Below are 18363 nucleotides of genomic sequence, written 5' to 3' on the forward strand. Positions count from 1 at the left end.
TGTTAAGAAAATCTGTCCTGGCAGGACACACTCGTGAAATTCATGCGCCTCAAGTCGGCTTTGTGAACATTCCATCGCGGTCGTTGTGGCTCCACAAAAAACGCAAGAAGGAATAGCTCAGTTTCCAGCCTTTATCGGTGCGCCGGAAGCGCCAGTCGTAATGTCCGCCGGTCATGACATAGTCGCCGGGCTGTTCGACCTTGGGAAGGCCGATGAAGATCACGATGCCGGTTCCGGTCGCCTCATCGCCGGATATGCGAAAGCGCGTGTTGCCGATCACATGCTCCTGATCCTGGAATACCGCCATCTGGCCATCGCAGGCTTCGTAAATCTGCTGCTTGCCGTGGAGCGAGCCGAAGGAGTTCTCGAAGACCGCATCGTCGGTCCAGCATTCGGCCCAGTCCTTGTATCGCCTTTCATCGGCAAGCCTTTGATAGTCATGCATCAGGTCATACAGTTCCAGCTTGTCCTCGATCAGGCGCAATCTTTCCTCGACACTCGCAGGCATTTCATAATCCTTTGAAATAATATTGATATTTTCTACTTTATGGTGCGGGTATAGGCCGCGACATCGACGAGTTCCTGCTTGTTGAGCAGGCCGGGATAGACAGGCGGCATCGGAGCCGTGGGCTTCAGAAGGAAGGCGATCATGGCTTCCTCGCTATATTTGCTTCCCATGTTCTTGAGGGCAGGGCCGACCAGACCTTCTCCCTGCGCGCCATGGCAACCCGCGCAGGTTGCCGCATAGGTGGCGTGTCCGCGTGCCGCGTCCGCTTTCCGGGTGGCATTATCCGCCGAAGCGGCCACGTTCTTCTGCTGGCTATCGGTTGTGGCGGCGGCCGCATCGTCGCCGAGGGCATAGATAATCACCGATGGCGTCCCCGGCGCGGCCTGCGGCCAGGTCGAGCGCGAGATATTGCCGGATGGAACAGCCAGATATTGCCGGCCTCCCGAACGATAGGTGATGATTCCGCCGGCGATGGCGCCGCCCGTCTCGATGGAATGGAGCAGCTTGCCATCCTCGGTCTGGAAGACGAACAGGGTGCCGGCCAGGTCGCCCGCGAAGGTGACGCCGCCCGCGGTCGAGGTCAGGCCTGCCACCACTGGCGCGGGCGCGTGATGCTTCCATTTTACGGTGCCGGAATCCACGTTGAGCGCGGTGATCCAGCCTGAACCCAGGCCGTCCTGCTTGAACGAGCCGCCCATGTAGATCTGGCCTGCTTCATATTTGGGCGGATCTTCGAAGAACAGGATGGAGCACCAGTCCACAGCGCCGAAGGTGGCGATCCTGCGTGCGGGATCATAGGCGGGACCATTGTATTCGACGCCGCCGGTCATGCCGGGGCAGGCTTTCAGCCCTTCCGCGGTCGGATCGGCATCGTGATTGAGGATCGTGGTGACCGGGGTTCGGTAGAGCAATTTGTGGCTGTTGCGGTCGATCGCATAGACATAGCCGTCCTTCGATCCCTGGATCACCACCGGGCGGCCTTTTCCGTTCCTGATCAGCAAGGCGGGGGGCGTGACGCCATAGTCGTGATTGTCGTTCGGGCGGGTCTGGTAATGCCACAACCTCTTGCCGGTCTTCGCGTCCAGCACGAGGACCGAATTGGTATAGAGATTGTCGCCCTTGCGGACCCAGGGATTGAGATCGGGGGCCGGATTGGCGACCGGGATGAACAGTTCCCCTTTCTCCGGGTCGAGGGTGTAGGACGACCACGTGCCGCCGCCGCCCTTCTTCCAGGTTTCACCCGGCCAGGTGTCGTTGCCATACTCGCCTGGATGGGGAATGAGATTGAAGGTCCAGACTGTCTTGCCCGTCTTGCTGTCGAGCGCCAGCATTCGGCCCGGTATCCCCCAGTCGCCGCCGGCCAGGCCGATATAGACCTTGCCATCCCATGCAATCGGTGCGGCGGATACATATTCGCCGATCTCCGGGTTGCCGATCTTCTCCCGCCAGAGTTCCCGCCCGGTCCTGGCGTCGTAGGCCACCATCCGCGCGTCGCCGGTGCCGCGGATGACCATGCCGTCCGTATAGGCCACTCCGCGATTATGGACGAAGACTTCCTCTTCCTCGGGGCTGTAGAGCGACTTCCAGATCACGTCGCAGTTCTGGGGATTGACCGCGACCGTGCCCCGGCTGGTGGTGTAGTAGAGGCCGCCGTTGACCAGCACCGGACCGGAATTGAAGGGTCCGGCGCCGCCCATGCGCACGCGGCAGACTTCTGTCAGCTTGCCGGCGTTTTCGGTGTCGATCTCGGCAAGCTCGCTGAAGCGATTGCCATCCAGCTGCCGGTTGTAGCTCGGCCAGTCCGTATCGCCTTCAACCGGCATCGCGAATTGCTGGTCCGGAGTGCCCTCGTCCTTGCCGGCGATGGCCGTGCCATCTTCATTGGTGCGGGGCTGGACCGCGCTGCCGGCCGATGCGGCCAGTCCCAACAATCCGATGCCCGCGAAAAGGCACACCATCCTACCCATCATCCATCCCCCTCTCATCCGATCAATATCTTGTCTTTGTGACCCTGCATCCCGCGTCACGCCGGGCATTCGTAATTGGTGACGAAATCCTCCGGCACCGCAGGCCCCCAATTGGCCAGGCTGTCCTCCATCCCGTAATTGGTCGGCTGCCACAGCGCGTAGTCCTCGATGTAATCCATGTCCGAGTAATATTCGAACCAGGAGCCCCAGGGGTCCTGTATGTAATGGAAGAAATTCGAACCGATGGTGTGCCGTCCGAAGCCCCATTCGCCCCGCGCGGATTTTTCCATCAATGCTCGTCCGCCGCGTCCCACCTCGTCGGGTCCATGCACTTCGAAGCTGCCGTGATGAAAGCCGATGCCGGGAGATTTCGCGAAGGCGACCACATGATGATCGCTGTTCCGCTTCGCGCAGCAGAATGCGATCACATCCTGCGCCTGATCGGCCAGGCCCATTCCCAGAACCTCGGTCATGAATGCGACGCTGCGCATCACGTCCGGTGTGAATACCAGCACATGCCCTAGCCTCGTCGGCCTGACCGGTTGATATGCGCTGCCCGGCTGCATGGCGGACCTGCCCCGGCGGACGAGGCGGCCCGGCGCGTTTATCTCGAATGGCTGCGAAGGTTCGCGCGGAGGATCGTCGGGAACGTCGACGAGGTGGATCAGCATTCCATGGGGGTCCCGAACCCACAGGCCGCCTGCCTGAGCGCCGCTGGCCGGGACGACTATCGTTCCTCCCGAACCTTCGACCCGCGCTCCTATTTCATCCAGTCCGTCGGCGCGAAGGGAAATGTGGTGCAGCCGCTTGCGTTCCTTGCCGCCGATCAGGCTGATGCACGGGCGGCTCGCCCCTTCGCACCGGAAATGCGCGACGTTGTCTGTGACCCAGGCTTCCAGGCCGGCATCGGTGTAGAATTGCACGCCGGCCGCGAGATCCGGAACCTCCAGCGTAAAGGAAAGAGCGCCTTTTACTGCCATGTCATCGTCTCTGCCGGGTGTGCTTGCTCCAATAGGGGAGGGGCCGCGCAGCCGCCTTCGATATCCGCGACTGCGACACCGTGGGCCGCGAGATCGCGCAGGAGATCGGAAGCAAGGGATTGCAGATCGCTTGCGGATTGCGCGCTGCCGTAAACGTAGAAATCGGGGCGCACGATAATCGCGGTCACTCCAAGATCTGTGAGAAACTGCTCCAGCCTTCCATCACAGTCCTTCACTGCAGAACCCAGCGCGACGTAATCCACGCCGATCCATTCCAGCCCCTTGCGGGTCGGGGCATCGAGCAGGGCGGCAGGGTCCTCATGCCGGGCGATGATTGTGAAATTGCGCCCGGGGCTGATGATCTCGTCCAGCCGGAGCGTCCGTCCCCCGATCTCCACATCGACATGCGGCGAAAGCAGCCCCGCCGCCTTATCCTCGCCGGACTCGGGGCGATGGAGCAGGCCTGCGACGAGATGCGGGAAGGGCGGTGGCGGGGGCGCCTGGCCGGTGAGGAAGGCCCGGTCGCGCTCCGCCGCCTCGGCCGGGTCCGGCACGCAGATGATCTTGCCCAGATAGATCGAGATATCGGTGATCTGGCTGACATGGGGCAAGCGTTCTTCCTGATAGCTCTGGAGGAGGCGCAGGCTGGCCTTGCCGTCCAGGATCATTCCCAGCTTCCAGGTCAGGTTCCAGGCGTCCCGCATTCCCGAGCACATGCCCTGACCCATGAAGGGAGGCATCACATGGGCGGCATCCCCCGCGATCATCAGACGGAAATCCTGCCATTGGCGGGCGAGAAGCGAGCGGAAATTATAGACCTTGTGCCTTACCAGCTCCACATCTTCCGGGCCGGCCCAGGGCTCCAGCAAGGACCAGACCGTCTGCTCGTTCTCCAGGTCTTCCACCCTTTCGCCGGGCAGGCGCATAAATTCCCAGCGCCTGAATATGCGCCCATCGCGCACGCCGGCGGGGACGATCGTGGTGGGCCGGGCCGGATTGCAATATTGGCCGGCGGCCGGAATACCCAGCTTCTCGATCGTGGCGCCTTCTTTCAGGAGCACGTCGATCACCAGCCAATCGGCTTCGAAGCCGCGGTCCTCGCGATCATCGCCTATCGTGTGGCGGACGATCGAATTGGCTCCGTCGCAGCCGATCACGAAACGCGCCGACAATGTCCGGGTCTCGCCCGTGGCGGCATGGATCATATCGACATGCGCCATCCCGGCATCCTGCCGAACGCCGGTCACTTCCCAGCCGAGAAAAAGCTCCACACCGGCTTGCTCGCGCACAGCCTGGTGCATCGCTTCCTCCAGCGTCGGCTGGTGAACGAAATTCACCTCCGGTCCGCCCGATATGGATGGCGCGGACCAGTCTATGACGAGCAATTCCTCCCATTGCGGGCTGAACCATTGATAGAGCGGCCCGGGGTGCGTGACCGACGGCAGGACCGGCCCGAGGCCGTTGGCGGCCAGGACGCGAAACAGCTCATGATCGATGCACACCGCGCGCGGGAGCGGATAGCGTTCGGTCCAGCGCTCGCAGACGGCGACAGAGCGGCCTTGCCGGCCCAGCATGATCGCCAGCGCCTCGCTCACGGGTCCGTAGCCGACCTGAATCACATCGAACGTTCGTTCGTGCTTCATCTCTCCCGAATCCCGTCTTTTTTGCGCGGCGATGGGGAGAGTGCCAAGCGCGATAATCGACGTCAATGTCATAATGACGAAAATGATATTATGTGATTGGATCGGGCGGCTTGGCGGCGAGGTGAAATTCGGTGAGAATACGGTTCTCGATGCACGGAGAGGAACGATTTCGGCGGACCCAGAGACTATCCCGACGGCAAGCCAGTCCGAAAGCGAAGATCATCGCGTTCGCGTTGCCAGGGAGCGACGCGAACGGATGCGCCGCCGCCTGCTCGAATCGGTCATGGCCGTCTGCTCGGGGGAGTCCGCGCGCGCTCCGGCGGTTATCGACGACGTCGTGCAACATGCCGATGTCTCGCGGGGCACATTCTACAAATATTTCAATTCCCTCGATCAGGCCATCAGCGAACTGGGATCGCAGCTCGCGGATGAGATGACGGCGGGGATCGCCGAAATCTACGATGTGCTGACCGATCCGATGATGCGCACCGCCACCGGCTTCCAGCTCTTCCTCATTCGCGCCCACATGGACCCGCATTGGGGCGCGTTCATCGCGCGCATCGGCCTGCTTCGCGAAGAGGATCTCTTCACCAGCAAGATCCGCCAGGACATCGCGCTGGGCATCGAAACCGGCGATTATTCGGTGGACGACATCGTCTGCGCCAGCGACATGCTGATGGGCGCCAAGGCGGAGGCCATTCTGCGGCTGATCAGCAGGGAGAAGTCCTTCGACTATATCCAGTCGATGGCACGATTTGTCCTCTGCGCGTTCGGGGCAAGCAAGGTCAAGGCGGCGAAAGTGGTCGAACGGGCCTTTACCCGCATCGTGGAGCAGGGGCCGTCCAGCCTGCCCTGGTGGCAAGGCTGACAACCCGGCCAGCGGGTTTCGCCTGCCGTTGCGCGCGGCATTGAAACGCTCTTCCGAAATGAACAGTGGCAGCGGCAGGTGCAAACGGCTAGGGCGCCCCTGCCGGTAAAACGCTTCCAGGCGCTTCCCTCGGGAAGCACGCATCCGCAAGCCAGCATTCCTCCCTGTCGATTCTCCTCTTGCCGGGGGAGAGTCCGCGCAACCTTTCGAGCCTTATGTCATTCGATCATCTTCCCCCGCAGATTTCCGCTTCCCTGGCCGAGCGAGGCTACGCCGAGCCGACCCCGGTTCAGGCCGCCGTATTGGAGCCGGAAGCCCTTGACCGCGACCTGATCGTTTCGGCGCGGACCGGCTCCGGCAAGACCGTGGCGTTCGGGATGGCCATGTCGAGGAACCTGCTGGCCGACGAACTGCCTCCGGCAGGCGTTCCAATGGCGCTGGTGATCGCGCCGACCCGTGAACTGGCGCTGCAGGTCAGCCGGGAACTTGCGTGGCTCTACGGCAAGGCCGGCGCGCGCATCACCACCTGCGTCGGCGGTATGGACCCAGGCAAGGAACGGCGCACTCTGATGCATGGCACCCATATCGTCGTCGGCACGCCGGGGCGTTTGCGCGACCATCTGGAACGCGGCGCGCTCGACCTTTCAGGCCTGCGCTTCGTCGTGCTGGATGAAGCCGACGAAATGCTGGACATGGGGTTTCGTGAGGATCTCGAGGAAATCCTGGACGCGACGCCGGCGGAGCGCCGCACCTTCATGTTTTCCGCGACCATGCCCAAACCGATTGTCGCGCTGGCCCGCCGGTATCAGCGCGATGCGCTGCGCATTTCCACGATCGACGACGATCGGGGGCATGGCGACATCTCCTATCAGACGGTGGCCGTCTCCCCCGCGGATATCGAACATGCGGTGATCAACCTGCTCCGCTTCCACGAGGCGGAAACCGCCATGCTGTTCTGCGCCACCCGCGACAATGTTCGCCATCTCCACTCGGCGCTGGTCGAGCGGGGCTTTGCAGCGGTGGCCCTCTCGGGCGAGCATAGCCAGAACGAACGCAACCACGCCTTGCAGGCGCTGCGCGACGGGCGCGCCCGGGTCTGCGTTGCGACCGATGTGGCGGCCCGCGGCATCGATGTCGCATCGCTCAGCCTCGTCATCCATGTCGAGGTGCCGCGCGATGCAGAAACGCTCCAGCATCGCTCCGGGCGCACCGGCCGGGCCGGACGCAAGGGCACGGCGGTGCTGATCGTGCCGTTCCCTCGCCGCCGCCGCGTGGAGGAGATGCTGCGCCGGGCGCGTATTGCCGCGGAATGGGTGGAGGTGCCGAGCGCGGCGCTCATCCGCGAACGGGATCGCGAGCGCTTGATCGCCACATTGCTTGCTTCCGGGCTTGATTCCGGGCTCGATCCCGTCGAGGCGAACGAAGAGGATCAGCTTCTGGCGGAACGCCTGCTGGAGCAGAAGGATGCGCGGTCTATCGCCGTCGCGCTGGTTCGCGCCCATCGCAAATCCCTGCCGGAGCCGGAGGAACTGATCGATCTTTCCCCACGGGGCGGGGAGCAGGGGCAGGACAAGTCCCGCCATCGCAGCGGGTTCGAGGATGTCGTGTGGTTTCGCATGGACATCGGCCGCAGGCAGAATGCCGATCCGCGCTGGATTCTGCCCTTGCTCTGCCGCCGTGGCCACATCACCCGAAACGAGATCGGCGCGATCCGAATCGCGGCGAACGAGACATTCTTCCAGGTGCCCCGGGCAGTGGAGGCCAGGTTCCGCTCGGCCTTGCAGCGCTCCGCGAAGGAGGGGGCCGAAGACGAGAGCGGCATCCGCATCGAGCCTGCGCCCGAAAGCCCGCGTGAAGCAGCCCGTGGCCATGCGCGCAAGCAGCGCGGCGGCGCGAACAGGGCGCAGCCTCGCGATGACGGCGGGCCGCGCAAGAGCCGGCCCGGCAAGGCGGGGGCGCATCGGCACCGCAAGGGCCAGCCCCGCGCGGCGCGCTGATACAGCACCCGCCGAAGAGGCCGGGGTGCGCGGCGGGCGAATGGTCCTACTTTTGCGCGGAGCCATGCGGATGAGATTTGCGAACCTCAACCTTGCCGTTTACATCCCCTGGAAGTGAGCTTTTGGCCTCGATGGCCAATCGCTTTTCACAAGGGGCTGGAGGCGGATGTTGAGGGAGCAGAAGAAGGAGGGGCGCCGACGGACAATACTGCATGCTGCCGAAACGCTTGTTCGCGAAACGAACTCGACGGATTTTTCCATGCGTGAATTGGCCTTGCGCGCCGGTTTCAGCCTGGCCACCACCTATAATCTGATCGGTTCGAAGGCGACTGTGCTCTACGCGCTTCTGAACCAGTGCATGGACCGGGTCGATGTCGCAAGGCTTTCCACGCTTGAGCGCGGCGATCCGATCGAGCATGTTTTTCAGGCGTCGGATGCCGCCGTCACCATCTACACGGCCGATCCCCATTTCTACCGGCCGCTCCTTCGGTTCCTGCTTGGCGTGCCCGATCCGGTCAATCGGCCGCTCTTCATGGATCGTGCATTCCGTTATTGGTGGGCGGTGGTCCAGTCGCTGTCGGAATGCGGCGGCTTCCGGGATTCATTCGTGCCGCAGGCGCTGGCGCGCGATCTCCAGATATTCTTTGCCGGAACCATCGACTTCTGGGTGCATGACGAGTTGGACAGTGCGCAATTCAAGGCGCAGATCCGCATGGGTGTCGCCATGCGATTGCTCGCGCTCGGGCTGGATCAATATTCCACCCGCCTAAAAAGTGAAATCGCGACGCATGGCAGGCTGATCGACCCGCTGCTGCCGGACATCGATCCGGCAAGGCGGCCTAGCGGTTTGACAAACTTATAACGCGCACTAACTTTGCGGGCGACGCGGCCGGGCGGATATTCTCCGGCATCTATAATTCATAAGAAGCGGAGAGCGGATTGGGCATGAATCCGGTGCGGGTAGGCATCCTGGGCTGCGCGAAGATCATCGGCTGGGGCCTGATGGATCATCGGGAGATGCTGCCCGAAATCGAAGTGGTGAACATCGCTTCGCGCAATATCGAGAAAGCGGCGGCCACCGCCAGGCAATACGGATTTCCCCGATACGGCAGCTATGAGGATTTGCTGCGGGACCCGGAAGTCGAGGTCGTTTACGTTCCCCTGCCGAATGCGCTGCATGCGCAATGGTCGATCGCCGCCTTGCGTGCGGGCAAGGCCGTGGTGTGCGAGAAGCCGCTGGCCTCGAATGCGGAGGAAGCCGAGCATCTTCGCGCCGTCGCCGAGGAGACGGGCCTGCCGCTGATCGAGGCGGTTCACTATCTTTACCACCCGCTGGCCCATCGGCTCATCGAACTCGTGCGAAGCGGCGCGCTCGGCAGGATCGAACGAATCCTCGCCAGGGTGCATCTCTCCAGCGATTTCTTCGAGCCGGATGACATCCGGTTCAGCTACGATCTGGCGGGCGGGGCGACCATGGACCCGGGCTGTTACTGCATCAGCCTGTGCCGGATCGTGACCGGCGAGGAACCGGTCGTCACAAGCGCGACGCCGGATCTGCTGAGCGCGGACATCGACAGATCGATGGTGGCGACGCTTCAGTTTCCGGGCGGGTGCGTCGCAACGGTGGAGACTTCCCTGCGAACCGATCCGTGGGACATCCGGCTCGTGGTGGAAGGCAGCCGGGGCAGGCTCGAAACCACCAATCCGCTGGTCCCCCATTTCGGTCATGGCTGGACATTGACGGTAGACGGCGTGGAAACCACCGAAAGTTTCGACATGACTCCCACATTCGTGTTCGAATGGAAGGAAATCGCGGACGTCATCCGCAACGGGGCGCCGATCCGGACCCCAGCGGGCGATGGTGTCGCCAATATGAAAGTGGTGGATGCCATCTATCGTGCGGCCGGGATGCGGGTCCGCTGACGAGGCGGGTGCCCGGCATGTCTTCGTCAGAAGCTGATTTCGGTGATCCGGGCGCGTTCCTGATCGCTTGCGGCGGCATCGAGCGCGAGCGCATAGGCCGCCTGGACGGGCGCCACATCGCCGTAAAGCTCGATCATATGGCCGTTGGCGGGGCGGGTATCGATCATGGCCACGTCGAAACCGCTGTCGCCGCCGACATGGAAGGTCGAAGCGAGTTCAAACCCGGCTTCCGCGAATTCCGCGAGCGCGCGGCCCATGTCCGGCACGATGAGCGCGACGTGATGCATCCCGACCTGGCCACTGCCGAATGGAAACATGTCATGCCCATGCGAGGGTGCGTCATTATGTTGGATGAAGAACTCGACCATCACGTCGCCCCATTGGCCGAAGACGGTGGAATGATCGAAACTTCCCGGTTGTCCGCGATACACGAAGTCGCGCACCGGGACGTGCCGGGCATGGAAGAACGGGCCGGAGCCATACAGGGCGGAATGCCTCAAGGCCGCTTCGACGGGATCGGGAACCGCATAGGCAATCTGGCGGAAAGGGTGGCGCAGCAGGGACATCCTCGGTTCCTTATCGTGAAATCCGCCGCAAGATGGCGGATGACAGTTTCATTTCTCGGCGTCATGAATGCGATAACGTGTTCCAAAAATCAAACCGGCCCGGCAGATCGAAACAAGGTTTGGCAGGCCGTCCCAAACAATCCGCACGATCCGGGAGAGAGCGATGATTACGAATGAAGCTGTGGCGCAAATCGCCTATGTGGTGCCCGATATTCGCGAAGCCTGCCTGCAACACGCAAGGCTGTTCGGCACAGGCCCGTTTTTCGTCGCCAGCAATATTCCGCTCAGCTCCTCCAGATATCGCGGCCGGGACGTCCCTTTCAATCACAGCTCCGCCTTCGGTCAGTGGGGCGACGTGATGATCGAGTTCATGCAGCCGGAAGACGATCAGCCTTCGGTTCTTACCGATGTGCTGGATCGGACCGGCGGCAAGGCCGGGATGCATCACAAGGCGATCCTGGTGGCGGACCCTCCGACGGTGGCGGCGCGGTTCGAGGAAAACGGCTTTCCCATCGCATTCCACGGGACCCTGACAGCGGGCGTCGAGGTGTTCATGGTCGATACGCTGGATCTCTATGGCCATATGATCGAGCTATATGCGCCGAGCGAACTCGTGCGCGGCTTCTTTACAATGGTCCGGGATGCGCCGGCAGGCTTCGATGGAACGGACATCTTGCGCGATTTCGCGTTCGGCTGACGCTGCGGGCCGCGGTGCCGCGGCTGTGGATTGCCGCCGCTGAACCCGAAAACATTACGAATTTTGGCCTTGCACGCAAGCCTGCGCGGCTATAGCCATGCCATAACGCATTATAAAAATGTGGGGAGAGGCATGCAGATCGCGCAAATCGGGATGAATTCGTCCGATATTCCCGCATCTTTGCGCCTTTATTCGGAAGCGTTCGGATTCAGAAATGCCGGCGGGCAGGGTCTCTGGGGGGAAACCATCAAGGTTCACGGCCTGTCGGCAGAGGACACCGCGTTGATGTGGTGGATGATCGGGGATCAGGATTTCTTTCAGCTCGAGTTCTTCCATCACACCAGCCCGGGGCAGCGGCCGATGCCTGCGGATTGGAGGCCCTGCGACTGCGGCTGGGTGCGTTTCAGCATCGCGGTGCCCGATCTCCAACGCAGCGGCAATGCCCTGGAAAGGCGCGGCGTCCCGCTGCTCGGGTCGGCGGAAGGGCCGGGCGGCAGGCGGATGGCGTTCCGCGATCCGCAAGTGGGCGTGATTGTCGAAGTGGTGGAAGATCGCGGCCGCGCCGGTCCGGCCTTTCGGTCCGCCACCAGCTCCGTCTCCGACCTGGAAGCCGCGCGCGCCTATTATCGCGATACGCTTGGCCTTCCCGTCCGGCCGCTTGAAGAGGTGAGGGATGCGGCCGACGAAGCGCTGTGGGGCCTGGCCGGGGCGAGGCGCAAGGGGTTTGCGGTCACGATCGGGGACCGGAGCCTGGAGATCGTCCAATATGAAGATCCGGTCGGGCGAAAGCGGCCGGCGGATTTCTGCATAGCGGATCAGGGCATCATGAACGTCGCGATCATCTCGCGCTCCACGGAAGAGATCGAAGCGATGTTCGCGCGGCTGGAACAGGCTGGATACGCCTCACCGGCCATGATGCGGGCCGAGGGAATCGTGGCCGGCTATATCGTCGATGCGGAGCGTGAGCTGGAATTGGCGGCCATCCCCGAGGAAATGGATCGCTTCGTCGGCTTCGAATACACCCAGCCCTTCTTCACATGAACGCAAACGGACATTCGCATGATGCGCGCGGCGGTGTGGCAACAATGCGCCAGATCAGGGGAAATGGTTGAAATATTCCCGATTGCAGTCGCAAACCGGCCTTCAAAATTTTATAACGTGATCTGAATTTGTTTCGGTAACCTCAAAATAGATAGCAGACGGGAGGAAAGAGAATGTCACTTGGGAAAAAGATGATCCTGGGCCTGGGAACGTCCGCCATGGCGATGGGATGGGCCGCCGCTGCCCATGGGCAGGAGACTGGTGGGTTGAACGAGATTATTGTGACGGCGCAGAAGCGCGAGCAGAGCCTGATGGATGTTGGTCAGACGCTGAGCGTGCTGTCTGGTGATGCGCTGGAGAAGCAGCGCATTCAGGGCGGGGAAGACCTGGCGATTGCGGTTCCGAGCCTGACCTTTGCGCGGTCGGACTACAACGTGCCGGTTTTCTCGCTGCGCGGGATCGGGTTCAACTCGAGCGCGCTGGGCGCCTATCCGGCGGTCAGCTTCTATCTCGACGAAGCGCCGCTGGCGTTTCCGATCACCGCCTCCAATCAGACCTTCGACCTGCAGCGGATCGAGGTGCTGAAGGGCCCGCAGGGCACGCTGTTCGGCCAGAACTCGACCGGCGGCGCGATCAACCTGATCGCCAACAAGCCGACCGACAGCTTCGAGGCGGGGGTTTCGGCGACCTACGGCCGGTTCAACCTGTTCGAGTTCACCGGCCATGTCAGCGGGCCGCTGTCGGATACGGTGCGGGCGCGCTTTGCCGGACAGGCGCATGTGATGGACCCCTGGCAGAAGAGCTATACCCGGCCGTGGGACCGCAACGGGCGGGAAGAATACTTCGCCGGCCGCGGCATTCTCGAATGGGAACCGGACGACACCTTCAAGGCGACCCTCACGGTGGCGGGCTGGAAGGACAAGTCCGAGCCTCAGGCGCTGGCGCTGGCCGGCACGAAGTATGCCTATACGCAATATCTGACGACGCCGCTTGGCGCTCCGGTGCTGGATCAGCCGCTCATCCCCACCAACCCGCGCTATGCCGACTGGGGCGGCCCGGTGGGACCGTCGGACAATGACTTCATCATGCAGTCCACCCCGACCCGGCTGTTCGCGGACCGCGACCAGATCCAGGGTTCGCTGCGGCTGGAATTCAGCCCGACCGACAATCTGCTGCTGACCTCGCTGTCGTCCTATGTCCGGTTCCGCCAGGAGATGGGCGCGTCGCGCAGCGGCTCGGCGATCCAGAACGAAGACCAGACCAGGATGGATGGCCGGATCGACAGCTTCTCGCAGGAACTGCGGCTGGAGAATACCGGCAATAACGCATTGCACTGGGTGGTCGGCGTCAATTACGAGAACAGCAAGATCGCCGAAGACCAGCTGCAATCCTACGCCAACAATACCAGCGCCATCAATTCCGGCATCTTCCAGAACGGCATCAAGAAGCACGATTCGATCGAGAACATCGCGGCATTCGCCAATCTGGAAGCCGAAATCATTCCCCGGCTGACCGCCAAGGGCGGCATCCGCTACACCAAGTCGACCATCAAGAACAGGGCGTGCGGGACCGACGCCGGGGACGGCAACATCGCCAATGTCTTCAACTATCTGGGTGACCTGTTCAACGGCAACCTCAATCCCGACGGCAGCAGGATCAATCCCGATCTGTTCCCCTATATCCAGCCCGGCGATTGCTTCACGCACAATTACGCCCTGATCCCCGGGGAACAGTTCCGCGACACCTTGAAGGAAGACAATGTCTCGTGGCGGGTCGGCCTCGATTATCGTGCGACCGACGAGTTGCTGCTCTACGGCAACGTCTCCAAGGGCTACAAGACGGGCAGCTTCCCGACCGGCTCCCCGGCCAGCTACGTCGGGCTGCAGCCGGTCACGCAGGAATCGGTGCTGGCCTATGAAATCGGCCTCAAGTCGGAACTGCTGGACCGCCGCCTGACGATCAATGCGGCCGGGTTCATCTACGACTATCGCGACAAGCAGGTCCAGGGCTCGATCAACGATGCGGTATGGGGCGCCTTGCCGCAGTTGCGCAACATCCCCAAGTCCAAGGTCAAGGGCGCGGAAATCGAAATCAACGCCGCCCCGGTGCGCGGGCTGAGCCTTTCCGCGTCGGCCACCTATCTGGATTCGGAGATCACCAGGATCGACCCGAACGAATACACGGCCGTCGGGCCGCTGGACATGAACGGGCAGAAGCTGCCGCTGACCCCCAAGTGGTCTTACATGCTGGGCGGCGAATATACCTTCGATGCAGGCCGGATCAGCCCGTTCATCGGCGCCAACTGGCGCTGGGTCGGCAAGACCGACGCCACCCTCGGCGGTTCGATCACGGAAATTCCGGCGCTGCCAGCCGGCGGGCCGCAGAACCGGTTCCTTCCCGGCTATGATGCTCCCTTCACCATCGGCTCCTACGGATTGCTGAGCGGGCGGGCGGGCATCAACGGTCCGGACGACAGGTGGAGCCTGTATGTCTGGTGCGACAACTGCACCAACAAATACTACTGGCTCAACGTCACCGTCGCCCAGGACAATATCTCCAGAGGTGTCGGCAGGCCCGCCACCTATGGCGTCACCGCTACCTTCGACTTCTGACGATCCAACAACGATCCGGGTTGATGCGGAAACCACGCTTTCCCCATCAACCCGATAACCAATATAACGGGCGCGATTGGCACAAACCTTCGCGCCCGTTTATAATTGCGGCCCGCTGGAGTTTTGCCCGGCTTGCCGCCGCTCTTTCTTCGTCAGAACCGCAAGGGCAGCGCCAGGTGCCGGTCGAGCACAGCATCGCGATGCTCGATCAGTATCCGGTCGATCGTGTCGCCAAGATCCGCGCCCATCGCTTCGCCCATGGCCCGATAGGCGTCCGGCATCGGGCAATGTTCATGCCGCATCGGCGCCACGAGATTGGAAAAGCTGGTCCAGTAGATGTCGGCTGCCGTCAGACGGTCGCCGATCAGATAGGGGCTGCCTTTCCTGCGGTTTTCATGAAGTTGTTCCGCGAGAAGTTCCAGAATGGCGATCATCCGGGATTTCGCGCCGGCCGCGCTGCGGGACGGATCGCCGTAGCGGAACTGCATCACGTCGACCTGTTCCCGGCTGAGGAAAACCGGCTCCGGGGATTTGCCGGCCAGGGCATCTTCCCAGGCCGCCATCTTGTATAGCCGGAAGTTCCAGCCCAGCCCGTCCTCGCCGCAGATCGCGCTGGAGAGGCCGAACATCTCCCACCGCAGTCTCTCGTCCTCGGGGATAAGGGAAGGCTGCGGCTGCAGCCGCTCGGCAAGCAGCAGGATCTCGTCCCAGCGCGAGCGGCTCCGTTCGCTGTCCAGCACCGCTACCGGGGCGGATTCCTGGCCGGTCCATTCTCGCAGGACCTTGTCCTCGCAGGCAATGGACTGCGCGACGGGCGTGTATCGAATGCCCTTGAGGTCCAGGATCATCTTGGCGGCCACGCTCCAGGGGCCGGGAAAGCCGGGGGAAAGCACCACCCGCAGGCCAGGCAGGCCGACCGCGTCCGGAATGGAAACATACTCCAGCATTCCGGTCATTCCCTTTGGTCGAACAGGAGCTTGCGCTGTTCGTCCGTGAAAGTCGGGGGTGGAGGGATCGTCGCATCCCGCATTGCCGCCTGCACCGCCGGTCGTGCCTCGATGGCGTGGAACCAGCGCGCCAGATGCGGAAATTCGTCGAGATCCAGCCCATGATGATCGCGAAAGAGAAGCCATGGCCAATTGATCATGTCGGCGATCGAATATTCCCCGGCGAGAAATGCACGATCCGCCAATTGCTTGTCGAGCAGGGCATACAGCCTGCGCGCCTCCTTTCCGAAGCGCTCGATCGCATAGGGCAGCTTCTCCGGCGCATAATTGCGGAAATGCCCGAACTGGCCCAAAGTCGGCCCCTGGGCCGACATCTGCCACATGATCCATTGCAGGGTGAGAGCCCGCTCCTGCCCGCCCGGCGCCAGAAAGCGCCCCGACTTTTCGGCCAGATAGATGAGGATGGCCCCGGATTCAGCAACGCTGACCGGTTCTCCGCCTCCCGCCGGATCGGTGTCCACGATTGCAGGTATCCGGTTGTTGGGACTGATCTTCAGAAATTCCGGCTTGAATTGATCGCCGTTGAATATGTCGACAGCTATCCGGGTGCTCTCGAACCCCATTTCCTCGACCGCGACAGTCACCTTGTAGACATTGGGCGTCGCGCCATAATAGATATTGATCATATCCTCAGCCCAGGCCGGCCTTTTCAGCATTCTGCGGAAAGACGCGTTTCCGGGGAAGCGCCTAATCCATTGGCTCGAGCATATGGATGATCGGAAGGCTTGCCTTATAGTTTATTCAGATAGGTGCTATCTGCGGGGCAGAAAGCCGGATGGCGCTGGTTTCTGGACGAGTGATGAGAAATCACTCGGGAAGCTAAATATAAGCCATTGATATAAATAGAAGAGGCGAGATGGATATACGTCACCTGAGGTATTTCGTCGCGATTGCGGACAATACCAGCCTCTTGAAGGCGAGCGAGCATCTCCATATCGCTCAATCTTCTCTCAGCGTTCACCTGGCCAATCTGGAAGCCGACCTGGGGGTCAGGCTGATGGATCGCAACCGGAAGGGCGTGGAGCTTACCCCGGCGGGGAAAGCGTTCTACGAGAAAGCCCGGAACCTGTTGCGCCAATATCGTGAAATGCGCGATGCCGTCAGCGGCTTTGCGGACACGCCCAGGGGCCGGGTTGCGATCGGCATGCCTTCCACGACCTCGGCGGTCATCGCGGGAGAGCTGTATGGCAGGCTGGCCGACAGCTTTCCGGAAGTGCGAGTCTATATCACGGATGCCGGAGCCGGCAGCATCTACGAATGGCTGCTGGACGGGCGGCTCGATCTCGCGATCCTGTTTAGCGTTTCGGAGGATTCCAATCTGGATGTGACCCCGCTTTATCGCGAGGAGTTCTGCCTGGTCAGCCATGCGGATCATGCCTTGCCGGGCGAGGACGTGGATTTTGCATCGATCTTCGATTTGCCGCTGGTTTCCAGTTCCCACGCCACGACCTGGCGCAAGGTGCTGGATGAAATGGCCGAGCGCTTCGGCAAGAAGTTCGATCCCCTGCTTGAAACGGAATCCGTCGCCGTCCTGCTATCCATCCTGGCGACGGGGCGAGCGAGGTGTGTCCTGCCGCTTTCCTATGCCTCTGCTCAATTGTCCGGCCAATTATCCGGAATTCCCTTGGAATATCAGAGGCTCGTCAATCCGGAGCTGTGCGGCGCTGTATCCCTGGTGCATCTTTCATCGGCACGGCTGAATGCGACCCAGCAAGCGGTCAAGGATGAGATCATCGGGATATTGGGCGGCCGGGAAGGGAAGGCGCCCAGCCTGGATGGTTCCTTCAAAATTCCGGTCATGCGCACCATGCCGACGCTTCCGCCACGGTTCTCGAAACTCGGCCGGTAGGGCTGTTGCCGGCTCCGGCGGTTCAGAAGTGGGGCGTTGAAGCTCGATCGAGGACGCTTGACGCCAAGATGCGCGAAGGCGCTTAATCCTCCGTCGCAGGCTGCTCGTCGATGTGATGCTTGAGCGGCGAGAGCAGGCCGAATGTGGCCACAGTCACGATGCATATCATCAAGGCCACGTCGTAGCTGCCAAGGCCGACAGCCATCCCCATCGCTCCCGTCGCCCAGAGGCTTGCCGCTGTCGCCGTGCCGGATACGCTGGCTTTCGTTCGCAGGATCGCGCCGCCGCCGATGAAGCCCATGCCGGTTATGATGCCTTCGACTATCCGGGCCATGGCCTCCGGGTGGCCGACGGTGAGGCCTTCGGCGGCTTCCACGATCCCGCAACTGGCGACGGCGACGAGGGGAAAGGTCCGCAAGCCGGCGCTCCGCTCGGCCCTTTCGCGATTCCAGCCGATCGGCAAGGCAAAGAGATAGGCTGTGAGCAGCGCGACGAAATGCGGCAGAGGATTGAAGCCATTTGCCTGGAAAAATTCTGCTAGCGTCATGCGTCCCTCTCGCAGGCCGCCTGGATCGCCATGCCGCCTTTCGCATTCCAGCCTGAAGCCATAGCTGCGGCGTGGCAAGGAGCAACATGGCAAAAGCCCGGCTCGCCGAAGGATGACACGGATTCCCCGAATTGCGCTTTCCCGCTCCGCTGCCCGCA

16 protein-coding genes are annotated in these 18363 nt (G+C 62.1%); 8 read left to right on the forward strand and 8 right to left on the reverse strand.

Features of this window, described 5'->3' with window-relative positions; translation table 11 throughout:
• Nucleotides 1-49: 49 nt before the first annotated feature.
• The 4 genes from U8326_RS03330 to U8326_RS03345 all read right to left on the reverse strand — a co-directional run bounded on the left by U8326_RS03330 (nt 50) and on the right by U8326_RS03345 (nt 5098).
• Entirely contained in the window at nt 50-508 is a 459-nt protein-coding gene (locus U8326_RS03330) for a nuclear transport factor 2 family protein (RefSeq protein ID WP_324742350.1), read from the reverse strand.
• A gap of 32 nt (nt 509-540) precedes the next feature.
• On the reverse strand, nt 541-2466 hold the full coding sequence (locus tag U8326_RS03335; RefSeq protein ID WP_324742351.1) for a PQQ-binding-like beta-propeller repeat protein: 1926 nt from the start codon (nt 2464-2466) through the stop codon (nt 541-543).
• 65 nt (nt 2467-2531) lie between these two features.
• Nucleotides 2532-3455 (reverse strand): VOC family protein, encoded by a 924-nt coding sequence (locus U8326_RS03340; protein ID WP_324742352.1) that lies wholly within the window; start codon nt 3453-3455, stop codon nt 2532-2534.
• The gene (locus tag U8326_RS03345) at nt 3446-5098 is read right to left on the reverse strand and encodes a bifunctional 3-(3-hydroxy-phenyl)propionate/3-hydroxycinnamic acid hydroxylase (protein ID WP_324742353.1); all 1653 of its coding nucleotides are present in this window, start codon (nt 5096-5098) and stop codon (nt 3446-3448) included. Before U8326_RS03345 ends, U8326_RS03340 begins: the two co-directional genes overlap by 10 nt.
• An 82-nt stretch (nt 5099-5180) precedes the next feature.
• Here U8326_RS03345 and U8326_RS03350 point away from each other — a divergent pair, with 82 nt between their 5' ends.
• The 4 genes from U8326_RS03350 to U8326_RS03365 all read left to right on the forward strand — a co-directional run bounded on the left by U8326_RS03350 (nt 5181) and on the right by U8326_RS03365 (nt 9886).
• On the forward strand, nt 5181-5966 hold the full coding sequence (locus tag U8326_RS03350; protein ID WP_324742354.1) for a TetR/AcrR family transcriptional regulator: 786 nt from the start codon (nt 5181-5183) through the stop codon (nt 5964-5966).
• A 215-nt stretch (nt 5967-6181) separates the two neighbouring features.
• On the forward strand, nt 6182-7963 hold the full coding sequence (locus U8326_RS03355; protein ID WP_324742355.1) for a DEAD/DEAH box helicase: 1782 nt from the start codon (nt 6182-6184) through the stop codon (nt 7961-7963).
• Between the two features lie 259 nt (nt 7964-8222).
• Nucleotides 8223-8825: a TetR/AcrR family transcriptional regulator gene (locus tag U8326_RS03360; protein WP_324742356.1), complete on the forward strand. Its 603-nt coding sequence runs from the start codon at nt 8223-8225 to the stop codon at nt 8823-8825.
• 83 nt (nt 8826-8908) lie between these two features.
• A complete protein-coding gene (locus tag U8326_RS03365; protein WP_324743510.1) occupies nt 8909-9886 on the forward strand; it encodes a Gfo/Idh/MocA family oxidoreductase in 978 nt (325 codons plus the stop codon).
• 26 nt (nt 9887-9912) lie between these two features.
• On the opposite strand, the gene U8326_RS03370 is transcribed toward U8326_RS03365, so the two are convergent.
• The gene (locus tag U8326_RS03370) at nt 9913-10452 is read right to left on the reverse strand and encodes a VOC family protein (RefSeq protein WP_324742357.1); all 540 of its coding nucleotides are present in this window, start codon (nt 10450-10452) and stop codon (nt 9913-9915) included.
• A gap of 163 nt (nt 10453-10615) precedes the next feature.
• Here U8326_RS03370 and U8326_RS03375 point away from each other — a divergent pair, with 163 nt between their 5' ends.
• The 3 genes from U8326_RS03375 (at nt 10616) to U8326_RS03385 (ending at nt 14802) form a co-directional block, all read left to right on the forward strand.
• The gene (locus tag U8326_RS03375) at nt 10616-11149 is read left to right on the forward strand and encodes a VOC family protein (RefSeq protein WP_324742358.1); all 534 of its coding nucleotides are present in this window, start codon (nt 10616-10618) and stop codon (nt 11147-11149) included.
• Between the two features lie 132 nt (nt 11150-11281).
• Nucleotides 11282-12190, forward strand: a complete 909-nt coding sequence (locus tag U8326_RS03380) for a VOC family protein (RefSeq protein WP_324742359.1) — start codon at nt 11282-11284, stop codon at nt 12188-12190.
• A gap of 173 nt (nt 12191-12363) precedes the next feature.
• Entirely contained in the window at nt 12364-14802 is a 2439-nt protein-coding gene (locus tag U8326_RS03385; RefSeq protein WP_324742361.1) for a TonB-dependent receptor, read from the forward strand.
• 152 nt (nt 14803-14954) lie between these two features.
• Here the strand turns inward: U8326_RS03385 and U8326_RS03390 are convergent, their stop codons facing one another.
• On the reverse strand, nt 14955-15749 hold the full coding sequence (locus U8326_RS03390; protein ID WP_324742362.1) for a hypothetical protein: 795 nt from the start codon (nt 15747-15749) through the stop codon (nt 14955-14957).
• A gap of 5 nt (nt 15750-15754) precedes the next feature.
• Complete coding sequence (locus U8326_RS03395; RefSeq protein ID WP_324742363.1) at nt 15755-16435, reverse strand: glutathione binding-like protein; 681 nt, start codon at nt 16433-16435, stop codon at nt 15755-15757.
• A gap of 230 nt (nt 16436-16665) precedes the next feature.
• Between U8326_RS03395 and U8326_RS03400 the strand changes: the two genes are divergently transcribed.
• Nucleotides 16666-17658 carry a LysR family transcriptional regulator gene (locus U8326_RS03400; RefSeq protein WP_324742364.1) on the forward strand — a complete coding sequence of 331 codons (993 nt, stop codon included), beginning with the start codon at nt 16666-16668 and terminating at the stop codon, nt 17656-17658.
• Nucleotides 17659-17740: 82 nt separating this feature from the next.
• Here the strand turns inward: U8326_RS03400 and U8326_RS03405 are convergent, their stop codons facing one another.
• Nucleotides 17741-18205 (reverse strand): MgtC/SapB family protein, encoded by a 465-nt coding sequence (locus U8326_RS03405; RefSeq protein ID WP_324742365.1) that lies wholly within the window; start codon nt 18203-18205, stop codon nt 17741-17743.
• Between the last annotated feature and the right edge of the window lie 158 nt (nt 18206-18363).

Origin of the sequence: Tsuneonella sp. CC-YZS046, assembly GCF_035581365.1 — a bacterium.
GTDB lineage: Bacteria > Pseudomonadota > Alphaproteobacteria > Sphingomonadales > Sphingomonadaceae > JAWKXU01.